Here is a 12191-nt window from a genome sequence, read left to right as displayed (position 1 = left end):
CTCGCGTGATCAAAGCCGTAACTCGCGAGTTCCGCCCCCAATCACGCGAGTTCCGCCTCCAATCACGCCAGTCGCGTCCCCCAGCACGCCAGTTCCGCCCCGGATCACGCCGTGATGCCCCTCCAATCACGCGTGATGCCCCTCCAGACACGCGTGATGCCCCTCGGCGCTCAGTCCTCCGGGTTGAACAACGCCGTGACGCGGGCCGCGAGGCGGGTGCTGTCGACCGGGGTGACCGTCACCCACTCCTGCCCACCCCGGCCCGGGGTCTTCGTCGCGCAGTACGCGCCGACGTCGGTGTCGAACCACGTCAGCCCGCCCACCCGCTCGACCCGGCCCGACCCCGACCGGCGGCTCACGCTGAACTGCCCCGCCGCGTACACCGGCCGCGCCTGGATCGCCCGGACCTCCTCGAGCTGCGCCGACGCCGTCCCCGAGGCGGCGTCGGAAGAGAGCGTCGACGCCGGGAGGCTGATGCCGTAGCCGGGGCCGGCCGCCAGCTCCGGCAGGACGTCGACGATCGCCGACGCGAGCTCGCCCTCGCGGATCGAATCCAGGCCGATCGTCTGCTCCGGCTGGGTCGCGAGGACACCGCGGCCGCCGCGGGCCGCCGTCACCGCGCGGAACGGTGTCGCCGCCGTCATGTCGGCCAGCGCCTCGCACGCGACGAACACCTCCCCGCCCGCGAGCAGCTCCAGCCGCGCGGCCAGCGCCGGCTCCAGCCGGGACCCGTCGTACAGGCCGCGCTCGGCGAGGTTGCCGTAGACGGCCACCCGCACCTCGGCGCGTTCGGCGTCGGTCACGCCGACGCTGCGGACGCTGAGCGGCTCCGGCGGCCGGTCGTGGCCGAGGTCGGTCCAGAGGATGTCGAACGCCGACGCCGAGACGCGGATCAAGCCCGCCCCAGCGATGGCGGCGCGGGGAACGCCTCCGCGGGCACCTGGCCGTGCAGCGCGGTGTCCCGCGTCCGCAGCACGTCAATGGCCTTCTGCCGCGCGGCCTCGGCCTCGGCGCGGCGGGCCGCCATCTCCCCCGCCAGCCCGGCGAGGACGAGCACGTTCCCGCTGGACGCCGCCTCGCGGATCATCGACGCCGGGTCGTAGGTCACCGGCGGCGGCATGTCGGCCCGGGCCCGGGCGGCGACGTCGGCCTGCGCGCCGACGGCCCGGCCCACCGACGCCGAAACGGCGGCCGAGTGCGAGAGCCACTTCGCGGCCCGGCCCAGCGCCGCCCGCGCGGCGTCCCCCGCCTGGCCCCGCCAGTGCTCCTCCGAGGAAGCGACCAGCGCGGCGACGTCGGCGGTCGACTCCTGCAGCCGCTTCGCCAGCCCGTCCCAGCGCGCGCCCGCCTCGCCGGCGGCGACCGGGTCGTTGCCGCGCTCGACCTCCGCGGCCATCGCCTCGTGGCTGTAGGCCTCGTACCGCGCGGTGGGCACGGGGGGTTCGGACACGGCGCACCTCCTGGTCAGGGCAGCTTGGGTTCGACCAGCCCGGCCACCGTGCCCGCGCGGCGGCACGCGAGCGGGGTGTCCGAGAAGCCGGTGTTGCTGACGTCGATCTGCACGCTGGCGCCGTCGCCGACGCCGAGCAGGACGGCACAGGTGCCGTCGGCGGCCTTCTTGTCGGCGACCTTCAGCGCGGGGTGCCGGCCGACCGTCGTCTTGGTGGCGTTCTTCTTCGCGACGTCGAGATCGGCCAGGCCGTGCTTCTCGTCGAAGGTCACCGTGACGCCGAAGGTGCCCGGCACGGTCCAGTCGCACGCCCGGGCGCCGGCGATGTCCTTGGGCTTCCCGAGCACGTTCACCCCCGCCGCCGACCGGTCCTGCGGGCCGAGCAGGGCGCAGGGATCCAGGGCACCGAGCCCGGTGGGCGAAGCGGACGGCGGCGGCACGGCCGGCGCGGACGCCTGCGCGGAGGTGTGCCCGACGGCGGCGGTCGGGGTGGTCTGCTGCCCGCAGGCGGCGAGGGAAAAGAAGAGCAGCCCGCACGCGATCGCTCGGCCCTTGCTCACCGGCTCAGCCACCCGTGCAGTCCACGCCCTCGGCGGCGGCCTCGTCGGCGTGCTGGTACTTCGCCAGCGCCTCGCCGATCCGGTGCTTGAGCGTCTCCAGCTCCCTGCCGAACGCCGTGAGCTGCTGCACCGCCGAGCCCTGGCCGCCGATGCCGTACTCGGCCATGAATTCGCCGATCTCGCCCGCGTACCCGCCGCCCAGCGGCACCGTGCGGCCGAGCACCTTCGCCTCGCGGACCATCTCGCCCACGACGTCCTGCAGCTGACCGAGCTTCGCGTAGGCGTCCGTGGCCAGCTCGGGCGCGACCGCGAAGCCGCGCACGTCGAAGGGCGGCTGCGTTCGCACCTCGCTCATAAGGGGTTACGCCTCTCCGTAGCCGGGCGACCTCGAAACGCAGCATACGACAGAGCAGGGTGTCAGCGGGAGCACCCAGAATCGGGTGAAGGGGCACCCGTTCGGGGTATCGTCCCTGCTTGCGCAGTGTCATCACCCGCGGTACCGGAGGTGCTCGCGGGGTTCCGCCCCCCGGTTCGCCCGGGTTTGACACACTGGGTGGAAGGCTGGTCGCTGCGCGCGGACAGCAGCGAGGGGGCCGTTCGGCCCGGCGGTGCGCACAGTGCGCGCGGCCACGCGCCACCAGGAGGTCGAGTGACGTCGAGAATCCAGTCTGCCGCGCCCGGATCGGGCGAGCAGGCATCCGGGCGGCCGCCTTACCCGGCGGAGCCCGCGGGCAACGGCCGGGTCCACGGCCACCCCGGCAGAGTCCCCCTGGACGAACTGCACGAAACCGCCCGGCGGATCGCCGCGAACGTCGAGCGCGTGCTGGTCGGCAAACCCGACGTCATCCGGATCGCACTGGTCACGCTGCTCGCCGAAGGCCACCTCCTGGTCGAAGACGTGCCCGGCGTCGGCAAGACGTCGCTGGCCAAAGCACTGGCCCGGTCCATCGACTGCACCGTCAGCCGCATCCAGTTCACCCCCGACCTGCTGCCGAGCGACGTCACCGGCGTCTCCATCTACAACCGCCAGTCCGGCGAGTTCGAGTTCCGCCCCGGCCCGGTGTTCGCGAACATCGTGGTGGGCGACGAGATCAACCGCGCCTCGCCGAAGACGCAGTCGGCGCTGCTGGAGTGCATGGAAGAGCACCAGGTCACCGTCGACACATCGACCTACCACCTCGACGAGCCGTTCATGGTCATCGCGACCCAGAACCCGATCGAGATGGAAGGCACCTACGCGCTGCCCGAAGCCCAGCGCGACCGCTTCACCGCGCGGGTTTCCATCGGCTACCCCGACCAGCAGGCCGAGCTGGCCATGGTCGACGAGCACGCCGGCCACAACCCCCTGGACGACCTGCAGCCGGTGTCCGACGGCGAGACCGTGCACAGGCTGATCGAGACGGTCCGCGGCGTGCACATCGCGCCGGAGGTGCGCCGGTACGCCGTCGACGTCGTCGCGGCCACCCGGCAGGTCCCGGAGATCCGGCTCGGCGCGTCCCCGCGGGCGACGCTGCACCTGGTCCGCGCGGCGCGCGCGCAGGCCGCGCTGTCGGGCCGCGACTACGTCGTGCCGGACGACCTGCACACGGTGGCGGTCCCGGTGCTCGCGCACCGCCTGGTGCTGACGACCGAGGCGCATGCGGCCCGCCGGTCGGCGACCGACGTCGTGCGCGCGGTGCTGCACCGGGTGCCGGTGCCGCAGGGTACCCGGCCCTAGCTGGTGACAGCTGGGGCTTCGCCCCAGGTCGGGGGCTCCGCCACCCGGACCCTCGAAAGAGTTGTGCACCGCCCGAAGGGGAAGAGAACGGCATGCTGCGTGCCCTGTCCGGCCTGACCACCCGCGGCCGCTGCCTCCTGGCCGCGGGGATCGCCGCCGCGGTGTGCTCGTTCGTGCTCAACGAACGCGACCTGCTGCGCGTGGCGGTGTTCGTGGTGGCGCTGCCGCTGCTGGTCGCCGCGTTCATCTCGGCGACCCGGCTGCGCATCGGCGCCACCCGCACGCTGCGCCCGCAGCGCGTCGCGGTCGGCGGCAACGGCGAGGTCCAGCTGGAGCTGTGGCGCAGCGGCCGGCTGCCCGCGGGCGAGATCCTCCTCGAGGACGGCGTGCCGTACGCGCTGGGCTCGCGGCCGCGGTTCGTAGTCGAGCGGCTCCCGCACGACAGGCGTGTCGCCCTGCGCTACCCGCTGCAGCCGGTGCTGCGCGGGATCCAGCAGGTCGGGCCGCTGCGCGCGACGATCACGGACCCGTTCGGGCTGTGCGAATTCGAGCGCGAGCTGATCGGGCACTCGCGGCTGGTCGTGGTGCCGCGGGTGGTCTCGCTGTGGGGCCTGCCGAGCGGCGCGGGCATCGGCGTCGGCGACGACGGCACGGTCCGGCTGCACGCCGGCCAGGGCGAGGCGGACGTGATCGTCCGCCAGTACCGCCAGGGCGACGACCTGCGGAAGGTGCACTGGCGCTCGACGGCCCGCCGCGACGAGATCATGGTCCGCGTCGAGGAACGCCCGTGGCGCGGCGGCACGACGGTGCTGCTGGACCACCGCGCGGCGGCCCACCACGGCACCGGCCCGGCGGCGAGCCTGGAGTGGGCGGTGTCGTTCGCGGCGTCGGCGGCGCTGCACCTGCGCCGGTCGGGCCACCGGGTCCGCCTGGTCAGCGAGCACGGCGTCACACTGGCGGACACCCCGGGCGACGGCGGCGACCACTACGACCACGTGGTGCTCGACGCGCTGGCGGCCCTGCAGCCGGCCCACCAGCGCGACATCACGCTGGCCGGCGACCCGGCGGAAGGCCAGGAGCTGATCGCGGTGCTGGGCACGGTGAGCACGGAGGCGGTGCACGAGCTGACCCAGTTCCGCCCGCGCGGGATCAGGAGCCTCGCGGTCCTGCTGGACACGCCGACGTGGTCGGCGGGAGTGAGCGCCCCGGAGCAGCGAGCGGCGGCCACGGAGGACTCGGCAGCGCTGCTGCGCGCGGCGGGCTGGGGCGTGATCGTCGCCGGACCGGGTTCACCGATGCCCCAGGTGTGGGCCGAACTGTGCCGCAGCGGCGCCCGCCGCGGCACGCTGATCGGAGGGCCGCGATGAGCGCCGCCACGGAGGGCCACTCCCGCCCCACACGCCAGGCCGCCCAGCGGCTCGCGCCGATTCGCCGCGGCGGGAACTCGATGCCGACCACCGCTCACCACGATTGCGGACGGTCGCACCACAACGTGCGGCTCGCCGGGAGCTCCACACCAGCCGCAGCCCACACCAGCTGCAGCCACTCCACGCCCAACCGCGGCGCGCTGACCGCGTGCGCCCAGCCGCGCCACAACGTGCGAATCCTCCCGGCCGCACCCCATCCGAGCCGCACCTGCCCCACATCCCGCCGCATCTCCATCGGGGGTCCGCGATGAGCACCGCCGCACCGCCGCGGAACGTCGAGCGGCCCTCGCCCCGGCCCGAACGGCCGCTTTCCGCCTGGCGCAGCAGCGTTCTCGCGCCCGTCGCCGCCGGGGTGGCCACTCTCTGCGCCGCGACCTCGGTCAGCAGCGTCGTCTCCGGGCTGGCCTGGTTCGGGTACCTCTTCGTCGCCGTCCTGCTCATCGGGGCCGCCGGGCTCGCGCTCCGCTCGCTGCAGGTGCCGACCGTCCTGGTCGGCTTCGGGCAGCTGCTCGTCCTGCTCTTCCTCGTCACCGGCGCCTTCACCACGCACGGCATCCTGCAGGTCATCCCCGGGCCGGAAGCGTTTTCCGAGATCGGGACCACGCTCTCGGCCGCCGCGGAGCAGATCCGCGTCGGGCTGCCGCCGGTCGAGGGCAGCCAGCCCATCCTGTGCCTCGTCACCATCCTGATCGGGCTGGTGGCCGTCCTCGTCGACACGCTGACCGTGGCCGCCGCGGCGCCCGCGGCCACCGGGCTCGTGCTGCTCTGCGTCTACGCCGTGCCGGCCGCGCTGAGCGAAGACATGCTGCCGTGGTGGACGTTCCTGCTCGGCGGCTCGGCGTTCGCCGGCCTGCTGGCCGTCGACGGCAACCACCGGCACCGGCGCTGGCGCACGCGGGAGGCTCCCGGCAGCAGCGGCAAACCGGGCGTGCTGTCCGCGCCGGTCGCGGTCGTCTGCGCGGCGATCGTGCTCGGCCTGCTCGGCGGGGCGATCACCTGGGTCGGCACCGTCGGGCGGATGCCGTTCGGCGGCAACGGGAACGGCGCCGGCGCGGGCTCCGGCGGTTTCGGCATCCAGCCGTTCACGGAGCTGCGCGGCATGCTCGACCAGGGCGCGAACCACGAGCTGTTCAAGGTCCGCGGCCTCGGCACGGACCGACGGCTGCTGCGCGCGATGACGCTCGACACCTACTACCCCAACAAGGGCTGGGGCCTGCACGACGAAGGCCGTTCGCAGCAGGGCATCCCGGTCGGGCCGCAGCTGCCGGCCGCGCCGGGCGACGACGGCACCGGTGCCGCGCGCCGGATCGACATCGAGCCGACCAGCTGGCGGGACAACTGGCTGCCGGTGTTCGGCGCGCCCCGCGTGCTCGACGGGGCGGCCAACGGCTACCTCTACGACCCGGTCAGCGGCACGGTGTTCACCACCCGCAGCGAGGCGCCGCCGGCGTACACCGAGTACGCGTCGCTGAAGGAACCGACGGCCGCCGAGCTGCGGGTGACCCCGCGCGTCGACGACCTGCCGCCGCGCTACACCCAGCTCGACAAGGTCGACGACCGCGTCCGCGCGAAGACCCGGCAGCTGATCGCCGGCGCGTCCAACGACTTCGACCGCGCCTCGGCGATCTGGCGCTACTTCACGGCGCAGAACGGGTTCGTCTACGACACGAAGACCGCGCCGGCGAACGACGCCGACGCGCTCGCCGACTTCATCCTCAACGGCAAGCGCGGCTTCTGCGAGCAGTTCGCGTCGGCGATGGCCGTGATGCTGCGGGTCGCGGGCATCCCGTCGCGGGTGGCGATCGGGTTCACCCCGGGCACGCAGGTCAACGACTACCTGTCGATCAGCACGCAGGACGCGCACGCGTGGGTCGAGGCGTACTTCGGCGGCAAGGGCTGGGTGACGTTCGACCCGACGCCGCTGTCCGACGGCCGCGGCATCACCCCGTCGTACCTGCAGGCCGGCCCCCAGAACGGCGACCAGCCGGACGACACCCAGGTCGCGCCGACCACCGTCCAGCCGAGCGTGGCGCCGACCAACGCCCCGCAGGACAAGGACCGGAACGTCCCCGCGCCGACGGCCCAGACCGATTCGGGCAGCGACGACTGGCTGTTCGACCTGGCGCTGGCGCTCGCCGCACTGGGCGCGGCCGCGCTGGTCGCGGCGGCCCTGCTGCGGCGGCTGCTCGTACCGCGGGACGGTGGGCCACCGGCCGACGACCGCAGCGAGGGCGCGCTGCTCGTCCGGGCACCGGCGGCGGCACCGTCCCGCTCGCAGGCGCTGCTCGGCTGGCTGCCGCTGCTGGCGACGGGGTTGTGGATCACCGCGCTCGCCCTGCTGGCGGCGACGGTGGCCTGGTGGCTCGGCCTGCTGGTGGTGGTGCTCCTGCTCGTGGTGGCGGGCCCGGCGATGATTCGCGAAGGGGTCCGCCGACGGCGGCTGCAGCGCATAGTCCAGCAGCAACCGGGTTCGGCCGACGCGGCGTGGGCGGAGCTGCGCGCGGAGTGCGCGGACCGCGGACTGCCGGTCCCGAACAGCGACACGGTCCGCGTGGCGGGCCAGAAGCTGGCGGCCAAGCACCACCTCGACGACGACGGCCGCGAAAGCCTCCGGACGGTGATCGGAGTGCTGGAGAGGTCCTGGTACGGCGGGGACGACACCCCCCAGCCGGAGCTCCCCCCGGCCTTCGACGGCCTGCGGCGAAGCCTGCGCCGCAACGCCCCCCTTTCGTGGAAGGGCAAGCTGTTCCCCCGCTCGATCTTCCGCAACCGCACCTGACCCGCACGGCCCGGCACACGTTCCCTGAAGGGGCATCACCCGTGATCAGAGGGGCATTAGCCGTGATTGGAAGGGCATCACGCGTGTTTGGAGGGGAATCTCCCGTGATCAGCCGGGCATCATCGTGATGCCCCCTTAATCACGCGAGATGCCCGCCCGATCACGCGAGATGCCTCTCCAATCACGCGAGATCCCCGCCCGATCACGCGAGTTACGCCGCTGATCACGCGAGTTACGCCGCTGATCACGCGAGTTACGCCGCTGATCACGCGAGTTACGCCTCTGATCACGTGAGTCGCGGGTTCAGTCACGCGAGTTCCGGTCTCGATCACGTCCGAGGTGATCGCCGCGTGGGCGCGAGCGAGGAGGCTGAGGGCCGGGCGCGCGGGCCGAGGTCCGCAAGAGGGCAGGATTGGGCGCCGGGTTCGGAGCGGGGCGCGGCTGGGATCACCCGTGTGGGAGTCACCCACTGTTACCGCAGCTAACCCATCAGCCTCGCGGAGTGGGTGAGAACACAAGAAGATCCGCGTCCCACCCGGAGCGGGACGCGGATCTCGTGGTCTTGCGGCGCTACTGCTCCTCGAAGCGCTGGCGGAAGCGCTCCTCCATCCTCTGGGTGAAGGAACTTCGGCGGCCCGACGGCTTGCCACCGCGGGCACCCGGTCCACCGCCCCGGCCGTCTCCGTCGGCGCCGTGCCGAATCGATGTGACGGCCATCATGACTCCGAAGAACATCACGAGGAACCCGAGCACGCTGATCAGCGGGATGTCGGCCACCCGGAACTGCGGCACCACCACGCCCAGCACCAGCAGGGCCACGCCCACTACGAACAGGGCGATGCCCTGAATACGCCGTCGGCGAGCGGGGCGACGCAACCGGGTGCCACGCACCGTGGATGCGAACTTGGGGTCCTCGGCATAGAGCTCGCGCTCGATTTGATCGAGCAGCCGCTGCTCATGCTCGGAGAGTGGCATCTTTCCTCCTCCGGCACAGCTGTCGCGGGCGCCGGGCCGCGCAACGTCCTGGACCCAACAGCCAACCCCAGGCGGGGTGGCACTGTCCAGGATACGAGGCCCGCGCCCGCACGACTACCCGATCCCGCACTCAGAAGGGATCGAATTGGGCTAAATCCTGCCCGAAGGGCATTGCGGACCGTCACCGTTGCCGATCGTGACCGTTTTGCGGCCCCACCGCCGTTGTGGCGGAACGCCGACGAGCCCAAGATCACCCTCCGTGCTCCCGCGGGCCCAGGAGCGACGCCGGCCGCACCGCCGCCGACCCGAACTTCGACCGCGCGACGTCGGCCGCCACCTCCGCGTCCCGCCAGCGCGGTGCCGGTGAGTCGAACACCAGCTGCTCCCCCGCCTCGCCCGTGTCCAGCCCCTCGACGCGGACGCCGATCAGCCGCACCGCCCCGGTCGGCGCGTGCTCGGTGAGCAGCGCCACGGCCACCGCGTGGATCTCGCGCGCCACGTCCGTCGCCGAGACCAGCGTGCGCGCCCGGGTGATCGTCCGGAAGTCGGCGAACCGCACCTTGATCGACACCGTGCGGCCGCGCACGCCCCGCGCCCGCAACGTCGCCCCCACCCGCGAAGACAGCCGCAGCAACTCGAGCTCGATCGCAGCACGGGAATGCAGGTCGACGTCGAAGGTGTGCTCCGCCCCGATCGACTTCTCCGGCGAGTCGACCACCACCGACCGCTCGTCCACCCCGTGCGCGAGCCGGTACAGGTGCTCGCCCATCGCGACACCCAGCGACTTCTTCAGCCGCTCCGGCGGGAACGCGGCGACGTCGGCGATCGTGGCCAGCCCCAGCCGCCGCAGGTGCTCCTCGGTCCGCGCGCCGACGCCCCACAGCGCCGACACCTGCAGCGGGTGCAGGAACGCCAGCGTCTCCGCCGCGGGCACGACGACCACGCCGTCCGGCTTCGCCATCCCCGACGCCAGCTTCGCGACGAACTTGACCTTCGCCACCCCCACCGAGCAGGTGATCCCGTGCTCGGCCGCGACCCGCGCGCGGATCTCCGCACCCAGCTCCGCCGGTGTCGCGCCCAGCCGCCGCAACGCCCCGCTGACGTCCAGGAACGCCTCGTCCAGGCTGAGCGGCTCGACCAGCGGAGTCAGCTCGCGGAAGATGCCCATCACCCCGTGGGACACCGAGCTGTACAGCCCGGACGTCGGCGGGATGTTGATCAGCTGCGGGCACAGCCGCTTCGCCGTGGAAAACGGCATGGCCGAGCGCACGCCGAACTTCCGCGCCGGGTAGTTCGCCGCGGCCACGACGGCCCGCGGCCCGCCGCCGGACACCACGACCGGCTTGTCCGCGAGCTCGGGCCGGGTCCGCAGCTCGACCGACACGAAGAACGCGTCCATGTCGACGTGCAGCAGCCCGCACCCGGTGTCGTCCGGCGCCGGCTCCCCCGGCCGGACGCGGAACCGGCCCATCCCGCCCGGCAACTCAGCATTTCGCCCCACACCCGGGACGCTACCTGCCACCACCGACAGTTTCGGACGGCCGGGGGAACGGCAGCTCAGGCGAGCCGCGCCACCGCGTGCAGCCGGCCGGCGACGTCCCGCAGCACCGGCGAGCTCGCCGCCGCCCGCTCGAACTCCGCCAGCTCGTCGTCGCGGACACCGCCGGGCACCAGGTCCGAGATCACCCGGTCGCCCTGCAGCAGCGTGACCGCCAAGCCGGCGGCCTCGAGGTCGGCACGCAGGCCGTCGGTGGTGAACCGGCGCAGCACCGTGTCTCCTTGGACGGCCCCGGCCGCGCTCTCCAGCAGGCGCCGGGCGTCGCCGACGCGGCCCGCGAGCGCGCGGTGGAGCACCGCCGCGTGGCGGTTCGCGACCAGCACCGAGACCGCGCCGCCGGGCGCGACCGCCGTGGCCAGCGCCGAAAGCACCGCGGCCGGGTCGTCCACGATCTCCAGCAGCCCGTGCGCCAGCACCAGGTCGGCCGAGCCGGCCTCGACGTGCCGCCCGAGCGCGTCGGCGTCGTCCGCGACCACCGTGATCAGCTCGGCGACGCCCTCTTCCTCGGCCCGCCGCTGCAGCGTGGCCAGCGCGTTCGGGCTCGGCTCGACGACCGTCACCCGGCAGCCCGCCGCCGCGAACGGCACCGCCCAGCCACCGCTGCCGCCACCCACGTCGACGACGCGGGGGTGCTCGGCACCCCGGGCGCGGGCGGCCTGGATCTCGGCCTCGAGCACCCGGCGGACGGCGCCCGAACCCCGGGCGGCCACGGTCTCCGTCTTCATGTCGCACAGGGTAGTGCCCGCGCCCGCCCGCCTCCCGAGCTCCTCCCTTCGAGTGAACGGCCCTTGCCCGGCGGCGCCTCCCCCGCGCACCCGTAGGCTGGTCTTCGTGCACACGGTCGCCGTACTCAGCCTCAAGGGAGGCGTCGGCAAGACGACGGTCGCTCTCGGTATCGCGTCCGCCGCCTTGCGTAGGGGCACGCGGACGCTGGTGGTCGACCTCGACCCGCAGGGCAACGCCACCACGTCGCTCGACCCGCCGTTCACCGACGCCACCCTCGCGGACGTGCTCGAGAACCCGACCCGGGCGATGCTGGAAACCGCGATCGCGCCGAGCGTCTGGAGCGAGGACGTGGACGTCCTCGTCGGCTCCGAAGAGCTGGAGCTGCTCAACGACCCCGACGCCGACAGCGAGCGCCTGGCGAACTTCTCGCGCGCGCTGGACGAACTGCACCGCACGCCGTTGCGCGAAACCCCGTACGAGCTGGTGATCCTCGACTGCCCGCCGTCGCTGGGCCGTCTGACGAAGTCGGCGCTGGTCGCCGCGGACAGCGCGCTGATCGTGACCGAGCCCACGATGTACGCCGTCGCCGGCGCGTCACGGGCCCTGGAAGCGATCGAGAAGATCCGCAAGGAGCTCAACCCGGAGCTGCGCCCGATCGGCGTCCTGGTGAACAAGCTGCGCGTGCGCTCCTACGAGCACCAGTTCCGGATCGCCGAGCTGCGCGAGAACTTCGGCTCGCTGGTGATGCCGACGGCGATCACCGACCGGCTCGCCGTGCAGCAGGCCCAGGGTGCGTGCAGCCCGATCCACGAGTGGCACTCGCCGGGTGCCCAGGAGATCGCCCTGACGTTCAACATGGTCCTGGCGAAGATCCTCCGCTCCAACCGGGCGGGACGGCACCGCATCGCCGGCGAGGAGCCCGAGGGCCCGGACTGGCCCGAAGGCCCGGCTCCGGAGACCCCCGAGGCACCGGCCGAGGTGACCGAATCCGCGGGGTGA

Annotated in this window: 11 protein-coding genes; 4 read left to right on the top strand and 7 right to left on the bottom strand. The window is 73.4% G+C overall.

Annotation, left to right across the window (positions count from 1 at the left end; all coding sequences use genetic code 11):
* Positions 1-170 precede the first annotated feature (170 nt).
* The 4 genes from ACLJPY_RS31535 to ACLJPY_RS31520 are packed head-to-tail and all read right to left on the bottom strand — an operon-like array spanning position 171 to position 2365.
* On the bottom strand, positions 171-896 hold the full coding sequence (locus ACLJPY_RS31535) for an ESX secretion-associated protein EspG (protein ID WP_410593931.1): 726 nt from the start codon (positions 894-896) through the stop codon (positions 171-173).
* The gene (locus ACLJPY_RS31530) at positions 893-1450 is read right to left on the bottom strand and encodes a PPE domain-containing protein (protein ID WP_410593930.1); all 558 of its coding nucleotides are present in this window, start codon (positions 1448-1450) and stop codon (positions 893-895) included. Before ACLJPY_RS31530 ends, ACLJPY_RS31535 begins: the two co-directional genes overlap by 4 nt.
* A 14-nt stretch (positions 1451-1464) precedes the next feature.
* Positions 1465-2010 carry a DUF3558 domain-containing protein gene (locus ACLJPY_RS31525; RefSeq protein ID WP_410593928.1) on the bottom strand — a complete coding sequence of 182 codons (546 nt, stop codon included), beginning with the start codon at positions 2008-2010 and terminating at the stop codon, positions 1465-1467.
* A 4-nt stretch (positions 2011-2014) separates the two neighbouring features.
* Positions 2015-2365, bottom strand: coding sequence for a hypothetical protein (locus ACLJPY_RS31520; RefSeq protein ID WP_410593926.1), 351 nt, complete (start codon positions 2363-2365; stop codon positions 2015-2017).
* 294 nt (positions 2366-2659) lie between these two features.
* Between ACLJPY_RS31520 and ACLJPY_RS31515 the strand changes: the two genes are divergently transcribed.
* The 3 genes from ACLJPY_RS31515 to ACLJPY_RS31505 all read left to right on the top strand — a co-directional run bounded on the left by ACLJPY_RS31515 (position 2660) and on the right by ACLJPY_RS31505 (position 7933).
* Positions 2660-3727: an AAA family ATPase gene (locus tag ACLJPY_RS31515; RefSeq protein WP_410593924.1), complete on the top strand. Its 1068-nt coding sequence runs from the start codon at positions 2660-2662 to the stop codon at positions 3725-3727.
* A 92-nt stretch (positions 3728-3819) separates the two neighbouring features.
* Positions 3820-5094, top strand: a complete 1275-nt coding sequence (locus tag ACLJPY_RS31510) for a DUF58 domain-containing protein (RefSeq protein ID WP_410593922.1) — start codon at positions 3820-3822, stop codon at positions 5092-5094.
* Between the two features lie 307 nt (positions 5095-5401).
* Entirely contained in the window at positions 5402-7933 is a 2532-nt protein-coding gene (locus ACLJPY_RS31505; protein WP_410593920.1) for a transglutaminaseTgpA domain-containing protein, read from the top strand.
* Positions 7934-8503: 570 nt separating this feature from the next.
* Here ACLJPY_RS31505 and ACLJPY_RS31500 read toward each other — a convergent pair.
* The 3 genes from ACLJPY_RS31500 to ACLJPY_RS31490 form a co-directional block, all read right to left on the bottom strand.
* Positions 8504-8908 (bottom strand): DUF3040 domain-containing protein, encoded by a 405-nt coding sequence (locus ACLJPY_RS31500; protein WP_410575081.1) that lies wholly within the window; start codon positions 8906-8908, stop codon positions 8504-8506.
* Positions 8909-9158: 250 nt separating this feature from the next.
* Complete coding sequence (gene dinB, locus ACLJPY_RS31495; protein WP_410594072.1) at positions 9159-10379, bottom strand: DNA polymerase IV; 1221 nt, start codon at positions 10377-10379, stop codon at positions 9159-9161.
* 86 nt (positions 10380-10465) lie between these two features.
* A complete protein-coding gene (locus ACLJPY_RS31490; RefSeq protein WP_410593918.1) occupies positions 10466-11191 on the bottom strand; it encodes a methyltransferase domain-containing protein in 726 nt (241 codons plus the stop codon).
* 106 nt (positions 11192-11297) lie between these two features.
* Between ACLJPY_RS31490 and ACLJPY_RS31485 the strand changes: the two genes are divergently transcribed.
* Positions 11298-12191, top strand: a complete 894-nt coding sequence (locus ACLJPY_RS31485; RefSeq protein WP_410593916.1) for a ParA family protein — start codon at positions 11298-11300, stop codon at positions 12189-12191.

The organism is Amycolatopsis sp. lyj-23, from assembly GCF_046549135.1.
GTDB lineage: Bacteria > Actinomycetota > Actinomycetes > Mycobacteriales > Pseudonocardiaceae > Amycolatopsis.
This window is presented reverse-complemented; position numbering and strand designations above follow the sequence as displayed.